The sequence below is a fragment of the Actinomadura livida genome, from assembly GCF_014648675.1.
Taxonomy (GTDB): Bacteria; Actinomycetota; Actinomycetes; order Streptosporangiales; family Streptosporangiaceae; genus Spirillospora; species Spirillospora livida.
In genome coordinates this window covers 470,571-490,886 of record NZ_BMRO01000007.1, presented here as the reverse complement: position 1 = coordinate 490,886, position 20,316 = coordinate 470,571, and the positions used below count along the sequence as shown (strand labels likewise).

The window sequence follows — 20,316 nt, the reverse complement described above, 5'->3', positions numbered from 1 at the left end:
CCTCCCGGACGGGGGCCGGAGCCGGACGGGGACCCGGCGCCGGGGAACCCTGCGGCTCGGCGGTTCGTCGGAACTACCATGCCAGACATGACGGAGAACACACCGGATCGAGCACGTACGCGGTTCCCGGGGATCAGTTCCCGGGCCTACGAACACCCGGCGGACCGTTCGGCGCTGGTGGCGCTGCGTTCGCTCTCCGGGTTCGACGTCGTGCTGCGCAAGATGTCGGGCCTGATCAACGAGCGGTCGCTGCGGCTGATGTTCCTCGGCGGGACGGTGCGCGTGGGCGAGGACCAGTTCCGCAACATCTACGACATGGTCAGGGACGCCTCGTACGCCCTGGACATGCCGGAGGTGCCGGAGCTGTACGTCCGGCAGGACCCGACGCCGAACGCGATGGCGCTCGGCTCCGACAACCCGTTCATCGTGCTGAACACCGGGCTGATCGACCTGCTGGACGACGAGGAGCTGCGGTTCGTCGTCGGGCACGAGGTCGGGCACATCCTGTCCGGGCACGCGGTGTACCAGACGATGATGCAGATCCTGCTGCAGCTGGGGTCGCGGCTGGCGTGGCTGCCGCTCGGCAACGTCGGCATCGCAGCGATCATCATCGGGCTGCGCGAGTGGTTCCGGAAGGCGGAGCTGTCGTCGGACCGCGCCGGGCTGCTGGTCGGCCAGGACCTGGACGCGGCGAAGCGGGTGCACATGAAGCTCGCCGGCGGCGTCCGGCTGGGCGAGATGAGCAGCGAGGCGTTCCTGCGGCAGGCCCGCGAGTACGACGAGGCAGGCGACGTCCGCGACGGCATCCTGAAGTTCCTGAACCTGCTCGGGCAGTCGCACCCGTTCGCGGTGATCCGGTTCGCCGAGATCGACCGGTGGGCGCGCAGCGGCGAGTACGACCGCATCCTCGCCGGTGACTACCCGCGCCGCGACGACGACGGCGGCGCGTCGGTCAGCGACGGGGTCAAGGAGGCGGCCCGGTCGTACCGGGAGTCGTGGGAGCGGACCGCCGACCCGTTCGTGGGCAAGGTTCGCGACATGGCGGACGCGGCGGCCGGCGCGGCCGGCGGGCTGTTCGACCGGTTCGCCCGGCGCGACGGCGGGCCGACGGACCGCAACTAGCGATCAGCGCGGGCGGGGCCGCCGCGGCACGGACGCGGCGGCCCTTTCGCGTGCGCTAGAACGGCGCGGGGATCAGGAGTTCGACGTTGCGGTCGGCGGCCTCGCCGCGGCGCTCGGTGTCGCGGTCCTGCCAGTCGTTGCCCGCCAGCTCGCGGGACAGCGACGCCAGCCGGACGGGGTCGTCGATGCGTCCGCCGTAGGACGCGGGGCCCGCCGAGTCCAGGATCGTCGTGAAGATCGACAGGGTGCCGTCGCCGTTGTCGGCGAGCTCGACGATGCGGCTCTGCTGCGGGAAGTCGATGTGCGCGGCCGTGTTCACCTCCCAGAAGCCCCCGCCGCCCTGCCGGGTGTGCGGGATCACGTGGTTGCGGTGCGTGTGGCCGTTCACCCACAGGACGACGTTCGGGTAGCGCAGCAGGAGCGCCTTCACCTCGTCGCCGAGGACGCGGTCGCCGCCCAGGCCGTTCTCCATCGACCCGATCGGGTGGTGGCTGAACAGGACGAACAGCCGGTCCTTGACGGCGTGCCCGGCCACCGAGCCGTCCGGCGCGAAGTAGCGGCTGCTGCCGGCCTTGAGCTGAGCCTCCAGCCACGCGAACTGCGCCTTGTCGAGGGACCCCTCGGAGTAGCCGTTCTGGTTGACGGTGTCGAGGACGAGGCCCCGCACGATGCCCTTGTCGAACGCGTAGTACGCCGTCCCGTCGCGGAGGTTGGCCCAGGTGAAGCCGTGGCCGCGCAGCTTGCTGGTCTTGAAGTGCTCGGCGACCACCTCGGCGCGGGACAGCAGCCGCCGGTTCCAGTCCGGGGTGACCTGGCGGAACAGTCCCCCGGAGGCGCCCTGCTCGCGGCTGAGGCGGACGAGTTCGGCCGCGTCCCCCTTGCTGACCATGCGGGCGAGGCGTTCGGCCTGGCCGCCGTCGGCCGGTGCGCCGATCTTGATGCCGCCGGTGGCGAGGCCCGAGATGAGCGGGTTGACCGGCAGGTTGCCCTGGATGAGGCCGTCGTGGTTGCCGAACACCGCATACCACGGGGAGTGGAGGCCGGTCGCCTTGAACGGCCTGCGCGCGGCGTCGAGCAGCCCCTTCACCTGCGGGAAGCCGTACTCGGCGATCGCGAAGTCGGTCCCGGCTCCGGGCGGCGCGCCGTCGGGGTGCCAGTAGGCGCGGTCGTAGGCAGCCCAGTCCATGACGCCCTCGTACCGGTTCGGGTCGCCTGAGTCGGGGCGGACGCGCTCGCCGTCCAGCAGGTCGATGATCCAGCGGACCTCGTTGTACTGGGCGTTGTCGGTGGTGTCGCCGGTGTTGATGGTGAACGCCAGCCCGAGGCCGGTGGCGGGACCGCGCCCGACCTTGTTCACCGCCTGCACCATCGCCTCGCCGACCTGCGTCGACAGGATCTCCTGCGGGCGGTACCCGCCCTCGGGGAACCCGCTGATGATGTCCCGGAAGCGGTCGATGAACTCGACGCGGGCCGGGGACTGCGCGTCCAGGACGTGCACGTCGGTGAGGTGCCCGAAGGCCAGGACGCCGCGGCGGGTCGCGGCACGGCGCGCGGACGCGGCGCCGCCCAGGTCGCGCCGCAGGATGTACGGCTCGCCGGGCCCGGTGACCACGGGACGGTACCCGCCGGTGCCCGCCGCGCCGAGCACGTACGTCCGGTCCAGGGTGGTCCCGGCGACCGGACCGCGCAGCGCGGGGGCGGCCGCGGCGGGGCGCGACGGGTAAGCGGTCAGTCCGGTGGCGGCGATTCCCGCGCCCAGGGCGGCGCCCTTCAGGACGCGGCGGCGGCTGTACTCACGAGTCACAATCGTGAATCAGACCACACCCACAACGTGACATCAATGGCAAAAGTGTCACAACTTGCACGCCACCGCGCCGGACGGGCCGTCGGGCCAGGTGTCAGCCCCGCAGGTGGCCCTCACCGGTCACCACGTACTTCGTGGACGTCAGCTCCGGCAGCCCCATCGGGCCGCGGGCGTGGAGCTTCTGCGTCGAGATGCCGATCTCCGCGCCGAAGCCGAACTCCTCGCCGTCGGTGAAGCGGGTCGAGGCGTTCACCATCACGGCCGCCGAGTCGACCAGCGCGACGAAGCGCTTCGCGGCGGGCTGGGACGTGGTGACGATCGCCTCGGTGTGGCCCGAGCCGTACCGGCGGATGTGGTCGACGGCGTCATCGAGGGAGTCCACGACGCGGGCGGCGATGTCCAGGGACAGGTACTCGACGGTCCAGTCGTCCTCGGTCGCCTCCACGACGTCTTCGCCGTACGAGCGGATGCGGTCGTCGCCGTGCACCGTGACCCCGGCGCCCTTCAGCGCCTCAAGCGCGCGCGGGACGAACCTGTCGGCGATGTCGGCGTGCACCAGGAACGTCTCTGCGGCGTTGCACACCGACGGGCGCTGCGTCTTGGCGTTCAGCAGCACGTCCAAGGCCATGTCGATGTCGGCGTCGGCGTCCACGTACACCGCGCAGTTCCCGACGCCCGTCTCGATCACCGGGACGGTCGACTCCTCCACCACCGAGTTGATCAGGGAGGCGCCGCCGCGCGGGATCAGCACGTCCACCAGGCCGCGCGCCCGCATCAGGTGCTTCACCGACTCGCGGGACGTGCCGGGCACGAGCTGGACGGCGTCCCCCGGGACCTCCGTGCCGGCCAGCGCGCCCTGCATCACCCCGACCAGGGCGGTGTTCGAGTCGTACGCCGACGACGAGCCGCGCAGCAGCGCCACGTTCCCGCTCTTCAGGCACAGCGCGGCGGCGTCCACGGTCACGTTCGGCCGGCCCTCGTAGATGATCCCGACGACGCCGAGCGGCACCCGGACCTGCCGCAGCTCCAACCCGTTCGGCAGCACGTTCCCGCGTACCGACTCCCCCACCGGGTCCGGCAGCGCCGCGACCTTGCGGACGGCGTCCGCGATCGCGGCGATCCGCTCCTCCGACAGGCTCAACCGGTCGATCATGTACTCGGAGATGCCGTTCTCCCGGGCCCGCGCGACATCGGACTCGTTCGCCTTGACGATCTCCGGTGCGGCGGCGACCAGCGCGTCCGCGATCCGGTGCAGCGCGGCGTCCTTCGCCGCGCGCGGCAGCGGCGCCAGCCCCGCCGCGGCCTCCCGGGCGCGCCGCGCCACCCGCAGGAACTCCTCGCGCTCGCTCATCACTGCTCCTCGTCTCAGTCGGTGAGGACCACCAGGTGGTCCCGGTGGATTATCTCGCGCTCGTACTCGACGCCCAGCTCGCGGGACAGCCAGCGGGTCGAGCGGCCCATCAGCTCGGGGATCTCGGACGCGTCGTAGTTCACCAGCCCGCGCGCGACCACGCGGCCGGCGGTGTCGCACAGGTCGACGGGGTCGCCGGCGGCGAAGTCGCCCTCCACGCCCGTGACGCCCGCGGGGAGCAGCGACTTGCGGCGCCGCACGACCGCCTCGACGGCGCCGGGATCGAGCATGACCCTCCCCTGCCCGGTGGTGGCGTGCGCGAGCCACAGGTCCCGCGTCGACATCCGGCGCCCCTCCGCCGGGTGGAACAGCGTCCCCACCTCGTCGCCGGCGAGGGCCTGCGCGGCGGACGCGGCGTTCGTCAGCACCACCGGGATGCCCGCGATGCGGGCGGCCTCGACCTTGGTGACCATGCCGCCGGTGCCGACCCGCCCGGAGCGGCCGAGCTTCACGTCCCGCAGGTCGTCCGGCCCGCGGACGTCGCCGAGGCGGCGGGCGCCCGGCAGGCGCGGGTCACCGGTGTAGAGGGCGTCGACGTCCGACAGCAGGACCAGCGCGTCCGCGCGGATCAGGTGGGCGACGAGCGCGGCGAGCCGGTCGTTGTCGCCGAACCGGATCTCGTCGGTGGCGACGGTGTCGTTCTCGTTCACGATCGGCAGCACCCCGAGGGCGAGGAGCTGCGCGAGCGTGCGCTGCGCGTTGCGGTGGTGCGAGCGGCGCATCATGTCGTCGGCGGTCAGCAGCACCTGCCCGACCGTCAGCGCGTGCCGCGCGAACGACGAGGTGTAGCGGGCCAGCAGCTGGCCCTGCCCGACGCTCGCCGCCGCCTGCTGCGTCGCGAGGTCCCGCGGGCGGCGGGTCAGCCCCAGCGGCCCCAGCCCGGCGGCGATCGCCCCGGACGAGACGAAGACGATCTCGGTGCCGTCGGCGCGCCGGCCGGCCAGGACGTCCACCAGCGCGTCGATGCGGCCCTCGTCGATCACGCCCGCGGGCGTGGTGAGCGACGACGACCCCGCCTTCACCACGATCCGCCGCGCCTTCGCGACCGCCTGGCGCTCGCTCATGAAACGTCTCTCCTCCGGGGTCCGGCGCTACCCGCCGAGGCGGCGGTCCGTGCCGCGGGGACCGGAAGCGCCGCCGCCGGCGGCGACCTCCGGCTCCCAGTCGAAGACGACGGAGTCGTCGACGGTCCCGATCAGGACCGTGGCGCCCGCGGCGGCGCCCGCCGCGGCGAGCGCGTCCTCCACGCCGAGACGCGCGAGCCGGTCGGCGAGGTAGCCGACGGCCTCGTCGTTGGCGAAATCGGTCTGCCGCAGCCAGCGGACCGGCTTCTCGCCGGTGATCAGGTACGTGTTGTCCCCGATCTCCTTGACCTCGAAGTCGGCCCCGCCACCGACCGGCTCCGGCCGGATGACCAGGCGGGTCGGCTCCGGTGCCGGCAGCGACGCGCGGTACTGCTCCACCATCGCCGCCATCGCGAACGACAGCTCCCGCAGCCCCTCGTGCGTGGCCGCCGACACCTCGAAGACCCGCAGGCCGCGCTCCTCGAAGTCGGGCCGGACCATCTCGGCGAGGTCGCGGCCGTCCGGCACGTCCACCTTGTTCAGGACGACGATGCGGGGACGGTCCGACAGCGGCCGGTCGCCCAGGACTCGGTCGTACGCCTGCAGTTCGCGTTCGATGACCTCGAAGTCGCTGACCGGGTCGCGCCCCGGCTCCATCGTCGCGCAGTCGAGGACGTGCGCAAGGGTCGACGAGCGCTCGATGTGCCGGAGGAACTCCAGGCCGAGGCCGCGGCCCTCGCTGGCGCCCTCGATGAGGCCCGGCACGTCCGCGACCGTGAACGTCGTGTCGCCCGCGCTCACCACCCCGAGGTTCGGGATCAGCGTCGTGAACGGATAGTCGGCGATCTTCGGCTTGGCGGCGGACAGCGCCGCGATCAGCGACGACTTGCCCGCGCTGGGGAACCCGACGAGCGCGACGTCCGCGACGCTCTTCAGCTCCAGGACGACGTCGCGCGCCTCCCCCGGCTCGCCGAGCAGCGCGAACCCGGGCGCCTTGCGCCGCGCCGACGCCAGCGCGGCGTTCCCCAGCCCGCCGTTGCCGCCCCGCGCGATCACGAAGCGGGTGCCCTCGCCGACCAGGTCCGCCAGGATCTCCTCGCCCTCCTTCACGACCGTGCCGTCCGGCACGGCCAGGACCACGTCGGCGCCGTCCGCGCCGGTCCGGTGACCGCCCTGCCCCGGCTTGCCGTTGCCGGCCTTGCGGTGCGGGCGCCGGTGGTAGTCCAGGAGGCTCGCGGTGTTGGAGTCGACGACCAGGACGACGTCCCCGCCGCGGCCGCCGTTCGCACCGTCCGGCCCGCCCAGCGGCTTGAACTTCTCCCGGTGGATCGACGCGCAGCCGTTGCCGCCGTTGCCCGCGGCGACGTGCAGTACCACCCGGTCGACGAACTGCGCGCCCGATCCCGCTCCAGCGGCCACGGTGAATCTCCTCAGTGAAAAAGACGAAGGGGCGGACCGAAACCGGTCCGCCCCTTCAAAAACGTCTGGTACCCAGGCGGACTATTCCGCCGGCGGGACGACGCTCACGGCGTTGCGGCCGCGGTAACGGCGGAACTGCACCGCGCCCGCGACGAGCGCGAACAGCGTGTCGTCACCGCCGCGCCCGACGCCCGGGCCGGGGTGGAAGTGGGTGCCGCGCTGCCGGACGATGATCTCGCCCGCGTTGACGACCTGGCCGCCGAACCGCTTCACGCCGAGGCGCTTGGCATTGGAGTCGCGACCGTTACGGCTGGACGATGCGCCCTTCTTGTGTGCCATGAGACCGCTCTCCCTTACTTCCCGGCCTTGATACCGGTGATCTTGACCTCGGTGTAGGGCTGACGGTGACCCATCCGCCGCTTGTACCCGGTCTTGTTCCGGTAGTGCATGATGTTGATCTTCGGGCCCTTGACCGCGCCGACGATCTCAGCGGTCACCTCGTAGCGGGCGAGGTCGGCCGCCTTGCTGACGACGTCGTCGCCGTCCACGACCAGCAGGGCCTGAAGCTTGACGGTCGAGCCGACCTCACCGGCCAGCTTGTCGACGGTCAGCACGTCATCGACGGCGACCTTCTCCTGCCTGCCGCCTGCGCGGACAATCGCGTACACCGCGGAAACCCTTCGTCTGCGCGCGCTTCCGGAACTAACCGGTCCCACGCGTGGCTTACCAGCCCCCGGGCGGGGGCCTACCCCCGGCACCGGGCCGAGGGCGGCACACCAGAGGAAGTCCTCTGGCGCTCTCTGCTTGGTCTCACCGGATCGGCGAGGTGAGCACCGAACGGACCCCGGAGGGGGCTCGCGGTGCGAGTTCAGGCGACGCGCCGACGACGCGCCGAAGACCAAGGGTACCGGATGCCCAGAGCCGAAGCGAACTGTGCTTGCCCAGGGGGGCGACCCCCTGGAACCCCCGTTGCGCGCGGCGCACCGTGCGTCGGTTCGTGCGACCTTCGGTCGCAGCGCGACCTCCGGCCGCACGAACCGTGGGGTGATCATGCAGGTGGAGATTCGCCTTCGGTTCACTCCACAGCCGTCATTGTGCGCGTGGCCGTGAAGTCCCTGGAATGCAGGCCGGGCGGCCTTGTCTTGGCCGCCCGGCCTGCTTCCTTGAAGGCTCAGTTCTCGTTACTCGGCCTCGGCTGGGGTTTGGTGGGAGGTCGGGTCGGTGCCGTTCAGGGTCGGGTCGGTGCCGTTCGCGGTGGGGGTCAGCGGGTCGGCGCCGTCCAGGGACTCCAGGACGCCCGGGGGCGTGTCGGCCACCTCTTCGGCGGCTTCGGCGGCCTCCATCGCGGCCTGGGCCGGGGACTCGTCGTCGCCGTCGATCTCGGGCGGTGGGCCTGCGGGGCGCTTGGCCGGGCCACTCCGCCGGGGACGGGTCCGGGTGCGCACCGGGGCCGGTTCCGGTTCCGGCTTGGTCTCTTCGGCCCGGATCGGCTCCGGCTCTGGTGCCGGCTCTGGCTCGGGGGTCGGCTCGGGCTCTGGTGTTTCGTGCCTGGCCAGTTTTTCCTCTACTGCCTTCTCGACCTCGCCCTTGCGCTTGCGGCGGCGGCCGCTCTCCTTGCCGGACGCCTTGTCCGCCTTGGGCTCGACCGGGGTCAGGTGGACGTGGATGCCGCGTCCGTTGCAGGACTCGCAGGTCTCCGAGAACGCCTCCAGGAGGCCCTGGCCGACGCGCTTGCGGGTCATCTGGACCAGGCCGAGCGAGGTGACCTCGGCCACCTGGTGCTTGGTGCGGTCCCGCGACAGGCACTCCACGAGGCGGCGCAGGACCAGGTCCCGGTTGCTCTCCAGCACCATGTCGATGAAGTCGACGACGATGATGCCGCCGATGTCGCGGAGCCGGAGCTGGCGGACGATCTCCTCGGCCGCCTCCAGGTTGTTGCGGGTGACGGTCTCCTCGAGGTTGCCGCCCTGCCCGGTGAACTTGCCGGTGTTGACGTCGATGACCGTCATGGCCTCGGTGCGGTCGATCACCAGGGAGCCGCCGGACGGCAGCCACACCTTGCGGTCCAGCGCCTTGGCGATCTGCTCGTCGATGCGGAACGCCGTGAGCGCGTCCTGGTCGCCGGTCCAGCGCTCGACGCGGTCGGCGAGGTGCGGCGCGACGTACTCGACGTACTCGGAGATCGTGTCCCAGGCCTCGGCGCCGGACACGACGAGCTTGGAGAAGTCCTCGTTGAAGATGTCGCGGACGACGCGGATCGTCAGGTCGGGCTCGCCGTAGAGGAGGGAGGGCGCGGAGGCCGTCTTCACCTTCTTCTGGATGTTGTCCCACTGCGCGGCGAGGCGCGACACGTCGCGGGACAGCTCCTCCTCGGTGGCGCCCTCGGCCGCGGTCCGGACGATCACGCCGGCGTTCTCCGGCATGACCTTCTTCAGGATCGACTTGAGGCGGCTGCGCTCCTTGTCGGGGAGCTTGCGGCTGATGCCGGTCATCGAGCCGTCCGGCACGTAGACCAGGTAGCGGCCGGGCAGCGACACCTGGCTGGTGAGGCGGGCGCCCTTGTGGCCGAGCGGGTCCTTGGTGACCTGGACGAGCACCGACTGGCCCGACTTCAGCGCCGACTCGATGCGGCGCGGCTGGCCCTCCAGTCCGGAGGCGTCCCAGTTGACCTCGCCCGCGTACAGGACGGCGTTGCGGCCCTTGCCGATGTCGACGAACGCCGCCTCCATCGAGGGCAGCACGTTCTGGACCTTGCCGAGGTAGACGTTGCCCACGTACGACTGGTGCGTGGCGCGGTTGACGTAGTGCTCGACGAGGACGTCGTCCTCCAGGACGGCGATCTGGGTGCGCTCGCCCTCCTGCCGCACCACCATGACCCGCTCGACGGACTCGCGGCGCGCGAGGAACTCGGCCTCGGTGATCACCGGCGGGCGGCGGCGGCCCTGCTCGCGGCCCTCCCGGCGGCGCTGCTTCTTGGCCTCCAGGCGGGTCGAGCCGCGGACGGACTGGACCTCGTCCTCGGCGGCGCGGCTCTCGGCCGCGCGCGTGGAGCGGACGTGCACGACGGTGTTGGGCGGGTCGTCGGTGCCGTTCGCGCCGTCGCCGTCGGTCCCGGTGCGGCGCCTGCGGCGACGCCGGCGGCGGCTCGTCCCGGACTCGCCGTCGTCGTCGGCGGACTCCTGCTCGTCCTCTTCGGCCTTGGGCTTGGCGGCCCTGTCCTTCTTGGCCTTGGCGCCGTCGGTCTTGGCGGTGTCCTTCTTGCCGCTCTTGGCGGGCTGCTCGTCTCCGGAGTCGCCGGCCTCGGCCTCGGCGTCCGCGCCGTCGTGGCCGTTCTCCGTCTCGTCCTCGCCGCCTTCGCGGCCCCTGCCGCGGCCGCGTCCGCCGCGGCGGCGGCGCCGGCGGGACGGGCGGTCGTCGGAGTCGTCGTCGTCGTCGGAGGGCCGCTCGGCGGCCTCGTCGTCGCCGGTGTCGTGGTCGGCGGGTTCGGCGTCGCGCTTCGGCTCGTCCTTGGGACGGGCGGGGGGCTCGGCCTTCGGCTGCGGCGGCTGGAAGACGACCATCGGCGGCTGGAACGTCACGCCGGGGACGCCCACGCCGCTCGCGGGCTCGATGTCGGACACCTGCTCGGCGGGGGTCTCGGTCCCGGGTGAGGGGACCTCCGGCACGGCCGGGACGGCGGGCACCGTGGGCGCGTCGGGCGCGGTGGCGGCGGACGCGGAGCGGCGGCGGGTCCGGGTGCGGGGCGGCGGCGCCTCGTCCGGCTGCTCAGCGGGCTGCTCGCCGGCGTCGGCGCTCGCGGGGTCGGTCTCGGTGTCGGGGGACGTCTCGGCCCCGGTCATGGGGACGGGCTCGGACGTCTCGGCGGCCTTCCCGCTCCTGGTGCGGGTGCGCGTCCGGGTGGCGCGCTTGGGCGGCTCGGCCTCTGCGGAGGGTGCGTCCCCGGAGGGTTCGGGCGAGTGGGGCTCCGCCTCCGCGGCGGGCTCCGCGGGGGCGCTCTCCACGTCCGGCGGGGGGCCGGCGGGGCGCTTCGCGCGGCGGGGACGCGTCGTCACGCCGTTCGCGTTCTCCTGGGTCTCCGTTTCGGTGTTCTCGTGGTCGGCTGTGCCGTTGTCGGTGCCTTCGGCCGTGGCCGAATCGGCTTCGTTCTCACGCATCCGGGCAATCTCCCGTCAGGCTCCCGGGCGCGTCCGCGTCGCTCCGCCCGGGGGCGGATCGGTGCGGTGCGCCGCACGAGAGCGCTCCGTCAGTCGTCGGCGTCGTCACTGCCGGACGGTGGTCCGGCCATGACGACGAAGTCGTCGGGGGTGCGCCCGCCGTACCCTGCGGGACCGGTTCCGTGCAGCCACGGCTTCGGTCTCACGGTCAGGCGCTGACGGCATCCGCGCTCGCAGGGTCCCCGGGCTGCGGCCGCTGCGGGCCGCGGGCCGTCTCGGCGTCGTCGCCGGACGGCAGGCCGATCTCCCGGTCGGGATCCAGAGGATCCGCGAGGCCACCGGTGTCCGCGTCGAGGGGCCCCTGCGCCAGCCTGGTCACCAGCGGGGGTGACGGCGGCGCGAGGTCGGCGACCTGGCGCAGTCCGGTGAGGATGTCGTCGGGTCGTACGGCCGGTGTGGAATGCCGAACAACCATTCGAAGTATCGCACAAGGGGCATCGGCCGCTCGCGCGGCGCGCCGGTCCAGTTCACAGGAGTGCACGGCGGCGCGCACGTCGAAACGGCGTCGTCCCTTCTTGGTGAGGCGCTCGACCTCGATGGTCCCGGCGTCCATGAAAGCGGCCACGGCGGCGGCGGCATCGTCGGATGACACGCCCTCCAGCCGGATCCGCCATTCGGACGCCTCAAGCCGATCGGTGAACGCGCCGGGTTTCGGCTGCGCACTTCCGTCGCTTCCCGCCCGTACCGGCACGACATCGACGATGTCGAGCCCGGGGGGCAGTGCCGCGTCGAGATCGGCCCGCACCCGCGCAGGGTCGCGGGTCTCGGTGAGCCCGATTTCGAGGTATTCGGCCTCGCTGGCCACCCCTGTCGCCGCCGCACCCGCGTACGAGATCTTCGGGTGGGGGGTGAATCCGCCGCTGAACGCGACAGGGATCCCGGCGCGCCTGACGGCGCGTTCCACGGCCCGGGAAATGTCGCGGTGGCTCGTGAACCGCAGCCTGCCCCGCTTGGTGTAGCGGACGCGCAATCGCTGGGTCACGGGGGCCGGCGCCGGACCCTCCGGCATGGGTGCCAGGGTTCTGGTCCTTCCTACTCGTGGCGAGTCGAAATATAGGTCTCCCTATAGAGTACGGGTCGCCCGGCGGCCTTTGGCCCGGGGGCGGCCCCGCGAACCCGGGAGCCGCGCTGTTCAGGGCGTTCGCGCGGCCGTTTTCGGGCATCCGCCTCCCGGGCGGGGCGGAACACCGGCCCGCGGACGGTCAGACGACCGACAGCGGCAGCAGCTTCCTGCCCGTGGGGCCGATCTGGATCTCGGTGCCCATCGTGGGGCAGACGCCGCAGTCGTAGCAGGGCGTCCAGCGGCAGTCCTCGACCTCGGTCTCGTCGACGGCGTCCTGCCAGTCCTGCCAGAGCCACTCGCGGTCGAGACCGGCGTCGAGGTGGTCCCACGGGAGGACCTCGACCTCGTCGCGCTCCCGGACCGTGTACCAGTCGAGGTCCACGGGCTCGCCGGCCAGAGCCTTCTGTGCGCAGTCCGTCCAGCGCTCGTAGGAGAAGTGCTCGCTCCAGCCGTCGAAGCGGCCGCCGTCCTCCCACACCGCGCGGATGACCTTGCCGACCCGGCGGTCGCCGCGCGACAGCAGGCCCTCCACGATGGACGGCTGCCCGTCGTGGTAGCGCAGGCCGATGGCGCGGCCGTACTCCTTGTCGCCGCGCAGGGCGTCCTTGAGGGCGCGCAGACGGCGGTCGACGGTCTCGTGGTCGCACTGCGCGGCCCACTGGAACGGGGTGTGCGGCTTGGGGACGAACCCGCCGATGGAGACCGTGCAGCGGATGTCCTTGCGGCCGGTGGCCTCGCGCCCGGCCCGGATGACGCGCTTGGCCATGTCGGCGATCGCGAGGACGTCCTCGTCCTCCTCCGTCGGCAGCCCGCACATGAAGTACAGCTTGACCTGGCGCCAGCCGTTCTCGTACGCGGTGGTGACGGTGCGGATCAGGTCGTCCTCGGTGACCATCTTGTTGATCACCTTGCGCATCCGCTCGGACCCGCCCTCGGGCGCGAACGTCAGGCCGGAGCGGCGCCCGCCCCGGGAGAACTCGTTGGCGAGCGTGATGTTGAAGGCGTCCACGCGGGTGGACGGCAGCGACAGCGAGGTGTTGGTGCCCTCGTACCGGTCGGCAAGGCCCTTGGCGACGTCGCCGATCTCGCTGTGGTCGGCGCTGGACAGGCTGAGCAGCCCGACCTCCTCGAACCCGGACTCCTTGAGGCCCTGGTCGACCATGTCGCCGATCGTGGTGATCGACCGCTCCCGCACCGGACGGGTGATCATCCCCGCCTGGCAGAACCGGCAGCCGCGCGTGCAGCCGCGGAAGATCTCCACGCTGAACCGCTCGTGGACGGTCTCGGCCAGCGGGACCAGCGGCTTCTTCGGGTACGGCCACTGGTCGAGGTCCATGACGGTGTGCTTCTCGATCCGCCACGGGACGCCCGGGCGGTTCGGTGCGACCCGCTGGATCCGGCCGTCCGGCAGGTAGCCGACGTCGTAGAAGCGCGGCACGTAGACGCCGCCGGACGCGGCGAGGCGCAGCAGCAGCTCGTCCCGGCCGCCGGGCTCCCCCTCGGCCTTCCACTCGCGGACGACCTCGGTGATGCCGAGCGCGATCTCCTCGCCGTCGCCGAGGACGGCGGCGTCGATGAAGTCGGCGATCGGCTCGGGGTTGAACGCGGCGTGCCCGCCCGCGACGACGATCGGGTGGTCGCCGGTGCGGTCCGCGGCGTCCAGCGGGATGCCGGCCAGGTCGAGGGCCGTCAGCAGGTTGGTGTAGCCGAGCTCGGTGGAGAACGACACGCCGAAGACGTCGAACGCGGTGACCGGGCGGTGCGCGTCCACGGTGAACTGCGGGATGCCGTTGGCGCGCATGACGGCCTCCATGTCGGGCCAGACCGAGTAGGTCCGCTCCGCCAGCACCCCCTCGCGCTCGTTCAGGATCTCGTAGAGGATCTGGACGCCCTGGTTCGGCAGCCCGACCTCGTAGGCGTCCGGGTACATCAGCGCCCAGCGGACCTCGGCCGCGTCCCAGTCCTTGACCTGGGAGTTCAGCTCGCCGCCAACGTACTGAATCGGCTTCTGCACGCTCGGGAGCAGCGGCTCCAGACGCGGGAAGAGCGACTCGACCGGCATGACGGAATCCTCTGTGCAGGGGACGTGGGATGTACGCCAAGCCTACCGCCGCTCAGTCGAAGGCGCGGCGGCGTACGTGCACCGCCTGCAGCAGCCCGAACGCGATCATGTTGGCGAACGTGGCGGATCCGCCGTAGGACACGAACGGCAGCGGCAGCCCGGTGATCGGCATGATGCCGATCGACATCCCGACGTTCTGGAACGTCTGGAAGCCCAGCCAGCACACGACGCCGGTCGCGACCAGCGTCCCGAACAGGTCGGCGGCCTGGGTCGCGATGCGCAGCCCGCGCCACAGCACCACGCCGAGCAGCACGACGATGACGGCGCCGCCGACGAAGCCGAGTTCCTCCCCCGCGACCGTGAAGATGAAGTCGGTCTGCTGCTCGGGGACGAAGTGCCCGCCGGTCTGCTCGCCCTGGAACAGGCCCTTGCCGAACACGCCGCCCGACCCGACCGCGATGCGGGCCTGCCGGGCGTTGTAGCCGGCGCCGCGCGGGTCGGCCTCCGGGTCCATGAACGCGGTGAAGCGGTCGATCTGGTACTGCTCCAGCAGGCCGAACAGCAGCACCGCGGCGATCGCGAGCGCGCCGGCGCCGACCAGCCCGGCGAGCCACCTCTTGCGCACACCGGACACCGTCAGCATCCCGAACATCACCGCGATGAACACGAGCGTGGTGCCGAGGTCGGGCTGCAGGATGATCAGCACGGCGGGCACGCCGGCCAGCACGAGCGCGAGCAGGACGTCGCGGACGCCGGGGCCGATCTCGCCGTCGCGCGGCTCGCCCAGGATCATCGCGAGCAGCACCACGATGCCGACCTTGGCGAACTCCGACGGCTGGACCTGGAACCCGCCGCCGAGCACGATCCACGAGTGCGACCCGTTGATCGTCTCGCCGAGCGGGCTGAGGACGGCGACCAGGCCCACGCAGGCCACCCCGTACAGGATGGGGACGTAGGCGCGCAGCAGCCGGTAGTCCAGGACGGTGACGACGCCGCCGAGCACGAAGCCGATCAGCAGGTTCAGGACGTGCCGCTTGACGAAGCCCTCCGGGTCCTTGCCCTGCTCGGCCAGCCCCTGGAACGTCGCCGACCGCACCAGCAGCGCGCCGACCACCGACAGCACCACCACGGCCACCAGCAGCGGCCAGTCGAGCCGCCGCATCACCGCGACCCGGCTGGTCCAGTGCCGCCGCTCCCCGTAGCCCTCGACGGCCCCGCTCATCGCCCCGCCTCCGCCCGGCCGGTGCTCATGGCGCGGTCTCCGAGCCGGGGAGCTTGGGGATGTCGGTGGGCAGCCTGCCGTCCTCCAGGATCGGCTTGCTGTCCTTCGTGCCGTACATGGCCTCCCAGACCTTGCGGACGATGGGCGCGGCCGTCTGCGCGCCGAAACCGCCCTGGGAGACCATCGCGACCACGGCGTAGCGCGGGCTCTTCACCGGGCCGAAGGACGCGAACCAGGACATGTCCGCGTTGCCGTAGCGTTCGGCGGTCCCGGTCTTGCCGGCCACGGCCACGCGCTTGAGGTCGAACCCGGCGAACGCCCCGCCGGCGGTGCCGTCCGTGGGCACCTCGGCGAGCGCCTTGCGCATGTAGGCGAGGACCTTCTCGTCGATGGGCACCCGCGCGGGCTCCGGGGGGTCGATCCGCTCGGCGACCGAGCCGTCGGGCCGGACGACCGCGACGCCGATGCGCGGCGTGTACAGCTTCCCGCCGTTGGCGATCGCGGCGTAGGCGCGGACGAGCTGCAGCGGCGTCACCAGCACGTTGCCCTGCCCGATCGACAGGTTCGCCGCGTCGCCGGCGCGCCACACGTAGCCCTCGACGCAGTTCTCGGCGGCGATCGCCTTGAGGTAGGCGGCGCGGCCCGGGTCGGTCTTGGCGACGTCCGGGTAGCCCTCCTTGGCGCCCCGGCAGTTGGCCTCCCTGGTCGCCTCCCAGTACTGGCGCTTCCACGGCGCGTCGGGGATGCGGCCGCTGCTCTCGCTCGGCAGGTCGATCCCGGTGCGGGCGTCGAAGCCGAAGCCGCGCGCCATCTCCACCATCGGGTTCTTCGCGTCCGGCGGGGCGTTCCGGCCGCCGTTGCGGAGCCACATCTCGTGCGCGAACTTGTAGAAGATCGTGTCGCAGGACTTCACGAGGGCCGTGTGCAGGTTCATCGAGCCGAGGTTGGCGCCCTGGAAGTTGTTGAACGCGCGGCTGCCGACCATGTACGAGCCGGGGCAGTTGTAGGTGCCGTGCAGGTCGTACCCGGCCTTCACCGCGGCGGCCATCGACGACACCTTGAACGTCGAGCCCGGCGGGCCCTGCCCCTGCGTCACCCGGGAGATCAGCGGGCTGTTGTTCTTCTCGCCCAGGAGCTCGTCGTACTTCTTCTGGGAGATGCCGCCCGTCCAGACGCTCGGGTCGTAGCTCGGGAAGCTCGCCATCGCGACCATCCGGCCGGTGCGCACGTCCATGACCACGGCGGCGCCGGAGTCGGCCGGCCGCCCGCCCTTCCGCGCCGCCTTGATCCCCTCTTCCAGCGCCTTCTCGGCCGCGCCCTGCACTCCGGCGTCGATGCTGGTCACGAGGTGGTTGCCGGGGACGGGCTCCTTCTTCTCGGCGATGCCGGTGACGCGGCCCTGCGCGTCGACGAGGACGCGGCGGTAGCCGGCCTCCCCGCGCAGCGCCTTGTCGTACTGCGCCTCCAGCCCGTCGCGTCCGACGAGGTCGACGCCGCTGTAGCCGGTGACCTTCAGCCCTTCGCGCTTGTCGAGCTCCTCCTGGGTGACGGGCTGCAGATAGCCGAGGGTCTGGACGGCGCTCGCGCCCTCCGGCTCGGGGTAGGCCCGGACGGGCTGGATCTGCGCGGTGACGCCGGGGAAGTCCTCCTGGCGCTCCATGATCTGCAGGGCGCGCTTGGGGTCGGCGTGGTCCTCGACGGGGATCGGCTGGTACGGGGAGCCGGGCCAGCAGGGCCGCTGGACCGTGGGGCTGCACAGCCGGGTCCGCTTGTCGATCTCCTCCTGCGACATCCCGAGGACGTTCGCGAGGCGCCGCAGCACGGCCTCGCCGCCGTCGTCCTGCCGCGACAGCGTGGTCCGGTCGACGGACACGACCAGGGAGCTGGTGTTGCGGGCGAGGGGCCGCCCTCGGTCGTCGAGGATCATGCCGCGCAGGGCGGGGACGACGATGTCGCGCATTCGGTTCTGGGCGGCGATGTCCCGGTAGTGGTCGCCTTCCAGGACCTGCAGCGTCCACATGCGCCCGACCAGGACGAGCAGCAGGGCGCCGACCATCACGTACAGGACGACGAGGCGGAAGTGGGTGCGCGAGTTCACAGGCCGCCACCCCGGCCGGACATGGCGCGGTAGCGGGCGACGGGCACGGAGAGGCCGTCCCCCCGGGACCGTTCGCCGCGTTCGTACCGGCGGGTGGCGCGCAGCACCGCCCACACCACGAAGGGGCTGGCGAGCACGGTGTAGAGGACCTGCAGCGGCACCATGCTGGAGACCGTCGCCCACTCGGCGCGCGGGTCGCCGAGCATCATCCCCGTCCCCGCGTACAGGACGGTCCCGGCGAGGGCGCCCGCGGCGACGGCGAAGAACGGCACGGCCGACTGCCGGTCCATCTCGGTGGACGCGACGCCGCACAGGTAGCCGATGAGGCAGTACACCAGCGCGTACCGGCCGAGGGTGTGGTCGGCGGGCGGAATGATGTCGGCGGCGAGGCCGGCCAGGAACCCGGTGACCATCCCGGTCATCGACCCGGCGACGAGCGCCAGCGCCACGACGGCCAGCAGCACCAGGTCGGGTTGGACGCCGCCGGGCAGCGGCAGCCGGTTCGCGACCGACACCTGCAGGATCAGCGCCGCCACGATCAGCAGCGCGGTCACCGCGGTGCGGCCGGCCGGCGACGCCTCGGGTGGGTTCAGCACGTCAGTCCCCCGCGTTCGGTTCTGTGGACGGACTCCGCGACCCGCTCGGCCGGGGCGACGGATCGTCGCCGCGCGGGCTCTGCGACGGCCGGGCCGACGGGCTCGCGCTCGGCGTGGCGGGCGGCTTCGGCTTCGGGGGCAGGACGGCGTCCCGGGGGTTCTTCTTCGGTGGCGCGACGACGACGGCGACCACGTCCAGGCTGGTGAAGCGCACGAACGGGCGGACGTAGGCGGTGCGGGTCAGGCCGCCGGTGGAGCGTTCGATCCGCTCGACGACGCCGATCGGGACGCCCGGGACGAACGGCCGCTGGCCCTGCGACCCGAGCGTGACGATCCGCTGCCCGACGTGGATCGGGGCGGCGGCGTCCAGGAGCTGGAAGCGCAGCGGCGTCTCGCTCTGGCCGCCGAGGCCGCGGCGCCCGCCGCCCTGCACGATCCCGATCTCCTTGGAGCCCTCCAGGCGGGACCCGATCGAGGAGGTCTGGTCGGTGGCGAGCAGGACGGTCGCCGTCGCGGGCCCGACGCGGGTGACGCGGCCGACGAGGCCCTCGGCGCTCAGCACCGTCATGTCGCGCTTGACGCCGCTGCGGCTGCCGACGTCGATCGTGACGGTGTCCTCGAAGCCCTGCCCCGCGGAGATCACCTGCCCGGCGAGGATCTTGTAGCCGCCCATCCCGGCGGTGCCGAGCAGCCGCTGGAGCTGCGCGGCCTTGTCCTCGTCGATGCGGGCGCCGCGCAGCCGCTCGCGCAGCTCCTGGTTCTCGCGCTCCAGCCGGTCGGCGCGGCGCCGCTGGCCGGGCGCGTCGCCGATCGTCTCGAAAGTGTCGGTGACCGGCCGCACGACGGACGCCGACGCCCGCTCCACGGGGCCGAACACCGTCGCGCCGATGCCGCGCAGGCCGCGCAGCGGGGAGTCGTCCCCGCCGCGATGGTCAATGGTGATCATCGCCAGCGCCACGACGAGCAGCGCGCCGAGGACCACGCGGGTGCGCCGGGTGTCCTTCACCCACCGACCTCCGGTTTCCTAGTCCGCCCGGGTCCTAGTCCATCGGGGGGTGTTCAGTGCCGCGGCTCCGGTACGAGCACCTGCCGGAGCTCCTCGAAGTCCTCGACGCACTTGCCGGTGCCGAGCACCACCGAGTCGAGCGGGTTGTCCACGAGGTGGATCGGCATCCCGGTCTCCTCGCGGAGGCGCTCGTCGAGGTTCTTCAGCAGCGCGCCGCCGCCGGTCAGCGCGATCCCGCGGTCCATGATGTCGCCGGACAGCTCCGGCGGGCACTTGTCGAGGGTGGTCTTCACCGCGTCCACCACGGAGTTGACCGGCTCCTCGATCGCGCGCCGGACCTCCTCGGCGGAGATCACCACGGTCTTCGGCAGCCCGCTGACCAGATCGCGCCCGCGGATCTCGGCGTGCGGCTCCTCGTCGCCGCCGGGATAGGCCGACCCGATCGCCATCTTGATCTCTTCGGCGGTACGTTCCCCGAGCATCAGCGAGTACTCCTTCTTGGAGAAGGAGATGATCGCCTGGTCGAGCTCGTCGCCGCCGACGCGGACCGACTGGCTGGTGACGATGCCGCCGAGGGAGATGATCGCGACCTCGGTGGTGCCGCCCCCTATGTCGACGACCATGTTGCCGGTCGGCTCGTAGACGGGCAGGCCGGACCCGATCGCGGCGGCCATCGGCTCCTCGATGATGTAGACGCGGCGGGCGCCGGCCTGGTAGCCGGCCTCCTTCACCGCGCGCTGCTCCACCCCGGTGATCCCGCTCGGCACCGCCACCACGATCCGCGGCTTGGCGAAGTGCCGGCGCTTGTGGACCTTCTGGATGAAGTAGCGCAGCATCCGTTCGGTGACGTCGAAGTCGGCGATGACGCCGTCCTTGAGCGGGCGGACCGCGACGATGTTGCCGGGTGTGCGGCCGATCATCCGCTTCGCCTCGATGCCCACCGCGACGATCTTCCCCGTATTGGTGTTGATCGCCACCACGGACGGTTCGTTGAGGACGATGCCACGCCCGCGCACGTACACCAGGGTGTTGGCAGTACCGAGATCGACCGCCATGTCACGGCCAAGGAACGACAACTTGTTACCCATGAAGAAAGGGAGCCCTTCATGATTGACGGGCGTGTATAGCGGCTTGTCCATCGTAACGCGCGGCCACGTCCGCGGGCAGTAAGCGCGCCGCCGCGCGTCGCCCAAAAAACGGTCCCTGACCTGCCCGGGCGACTAAAGGAAGTATCG

The 20,316-nt window shown here is 72.1% G+C and carries 15 protein-coding genes; 1 reads left to right on the top strand and 14 read right to left on the bottom strand.

Annotated features, from left to right (window positions below; genetic code table 11):
* The first annotated feature begins 87 nt into the window (after nt 1-87).
* The gene (locus IEZ03_RS19630) at nt 88-1,122 is read left to right on the top strand and encodes a M48 family metallopeptidase (protein ID WP_184882173.1); all 1,035 of its coding nucleotides are present in this window, start codon (nt 88-90) and stop codon (nt 1,120-1,122) included.
* 55 nt (nt 1,123-1,177) lie between these two features.
* Here the strand turns inward: IEZ03_RS19630 and IEZ03_RS19625 are convergent, their stop codons facing one another.
* The 14 genes from IEZ03_RS19625 to IEZ03_RS19560 form a co-directional block, all read right to left on the bottom strand.
* The gene (locus IEZ03_RS19625) at nt 1,178-2,926 is read right to left on the bottom strand and encodes a TIGR03767 family metallophosphoesterase (RefSeq protein ID WP_184882171.1); all 1,749 of its coding nucleotides are present in this window, start codon (nt 2,924-2,926) and stop codon (nt 1,178-1,180) included.
* Nucleotides 2,927-3,020: 94 nt separating this feature from the next.
* Nucleotides 3,021-4,277, bottom strand: coding sequence for a glutamate-5-semialdehyde dehydrogenase (locus tag IEZ03_RS19620; protein ID WP_184882169.1), 1,257 nt, complete (start codon nt 4,275-4,277; stop codon nt 3,021-3,023).
* Between the two features lie 14 nt (nt 4,278-4,291).
* The gene (gene proB, locus IEZ03_RS19615) at nt 4,292-5,401 is read right to left on the bottom strand and encodes a glutamate 5-kinase (RefSeq protein WP_184882167.1); all 1,110 of its coding nucleotides are present in this window, start codon (nt 5,399-5,401) and stop codon (nt 4,292-4,294) included.
* 27 nt (nt 5,402-5,428) lie between these two features.
* Nucleotides 5,429-6,820: a GTPase ObgE gene (gene obgE / locus IEZ03_RS19610; protein WP_184882165.1), complete on the bottom strand. Its 1,392-nt coding sequence runs from the start codon at nt 6,818-6,820 to the stop codon at nt 5,429-5,431.
* A gap of 81 nt (nt 6,821-6,901) precedes the next feature.
* Nucleotides 6,902-7,159, bottom strand: coding sequence for a 50S ribosomal protein L27 (rpmA, locus tag IEZ03_RS19605; RefSeq protein WP_131986394.1), 258 nt, complete (start codon nt 7,157-7,159; stop codon nt 6,902-6,904).
* A 14-nt stretch (nt 7,160-7,173) separates the two neighbouring features.
* Complete coding sequence (gene rplU, locus IEZ03_RS19600) at nt 7,174-7,488, bottom strand: 50S ribosomal protein L21 (protein WP_131986396.1); 315 nt, start codon at nt 7,486-7,488, stop codon at nt 7,174-7,176.
* Nucleotides 7,489-8,001: 513 nt separating this feature from the next.
* A complete protein-coding gene (locus IEZ03_RS19595; protein WP_184882162.1) occupies nt 8,002-10,974 on the bottom strand; it encodes a ribonuclease E/G in 2,973 nt (990 codons plus the stop codon).
* Nucleotides 10,975-11,182: 208 nt separating this feature from the next.
* Nucleotides 11,183-12,043 carry a TIGR03936 family radical SAM-associated protein gene (locus IEZ03_RS19590; protein WP_184882160.1) on the bottom strand — a complete coding sequence of 287 codons (861 nt, stop codon included), beginning with the start codon at nt 12,041-12,043 and terminating at the stop codon, nt 11,183-11,185.
* Nucleotides 12,044-12,236: 193 nt separating this feature from the next.
* A complete protein-coding gene (locus IEZ03_RS19585; RefSeq protein ID WP_184882158.1) occupies nt 12,237-14,159 on the bottom strand; it encodes a TIGR03960 family B12-binding radical SAM protein in 1,923 nt (640 codons plus the stop codon).
* 52 nt (nt 14,160-14,211) lie between these two features.
* Nucleotides 14,212-15,381 (bottom strand): rod shape-determining protein RodA, encoded by a 1,170-nt coding sequence (gene rodA, locus IEZ03_RS19580; protein ID WP_184882156.1) that lies wholly within the window; start codon nt 15,379-15,381, stop codon nt 14,212-14,214.
* A gap of 25 nt (nt 15,382-15,406) precedes the next feature.
* Nucleotides 15,407-17,479 (bottom strand): penicillin-binding protein 2, encoded by a 2,073-nt coding sequence (gene mrdA, locus IEZ03_RS19575; protein ID WP_184882155.1) that lies wholly within the window; start codon nt 17,477-17,479, stop codon nt 15,407-15,409.
* The gene (mreD, locus tag IEZ03_RS19570) at nt 17,476-18,075 is read right to left on the bottom strand and encodes a rod shape-determining protein MreD (RefSeq protein ID WP_132045326.1); all 600 of its coding nucleotides are present in this window, start codon (nt 18,073-18,075) and stop codon (nt 17,476-17,478) included. Before mreD ends, mrdA begins: the two co-directional genes overlap by 4 nt.
* 1 nt (nt 18,076) lies before the next feature.
* Entirely contained in the window at nt 18,077-19,081 is a 1,005-nt protein-coding gene (mreC, locus tag IEZ03_RS19565) for a rod shape-determining protein MreC (RefSeq protein ID WP_184882153.1), read from the bottom strand.
* A gap of 53 nt (nt 19,082-19,134) precedes the next feature.
* Nucleotides 19,135-20,169 (bottom strand): rod shape-determining protein, encoded by a 1,035-nt coding sequence (locus tag IEZ03_RS19560; RefSeq protein WP_131984785.1) that lies wholly within the window; start codon nt 20,167-20,169, stop codon nt 19,135-19,137.
* Nucleotides 20,170-20,316 lie beyond the last annotated feature (147 nt).

Bases quoted from the DNA above. Each gene is read 5' to 3' on its own strand.
- rodA (WP_184882156.1), bottom strand. From the start codon at position 15,381: ATGAGCGGGGCCGTCGAGGGCTACGGGGAGCGGCGGCACTGGACCAGC.
- IEZ03_RS19595 (WP_184882162.1), bottom strand. From the start codon at position 10,974: ATGCGTGAGAACGAAGCCGATTCGGCCACGGCCGAAGGCACCGACAAC.
- IEZ03_RS19590 (WP_184882160.1), bottom strand. From the start codon at position 12,043: ATGCCGGAGGGTCCGGCGCCGGCCCCCGTGACCCAGCGATTGCGCGTC.
- IEZ03_RS19585 (WP_184882158.1), bottom strand. From the start codon at position 14,159: ATGCCGGTCGAGTCGCTCTTCCCGCGTCTGGAGCCGCTGCTCCCGAGC.
- IEZ03_RS19560 (WP_131984785.1), bottom strand. From the start codon at position 20,169: ATGGGTAACAAGTTGTCGTTCCTTGGCCGTGACATGGCGGTCGATCTC.
- IEZ03_RS19630 (WP_184882173.1), top strand. From the start codon at position 88: ATGACGGAGAACACACCGGATCGAGCACGTACGCGGTTCCCGGGGATC.
- IEZ03_RS19620 (WP_184882169.1), bottom strand. From the start codon at position 4,277: ATGAGCGAGCGCGAGGAGTTCCTGCGGGTGGCGCGGCGCGCCCGGGAG.
- proB (WP_184882167.1), bottom strand. From the start codon at position 5,401: ATGAGCGAGCGCCAGGCGGTCGCGAAGGCGCGGCGGATCGTGGTGAAG.
- rpmA (WP_131986394.1), bottom strand. From the start codon at position 7,159: ATGGCACACAAGAAGGGCGCATCGTCCAGCCGTAACGGTCGCGACTCC.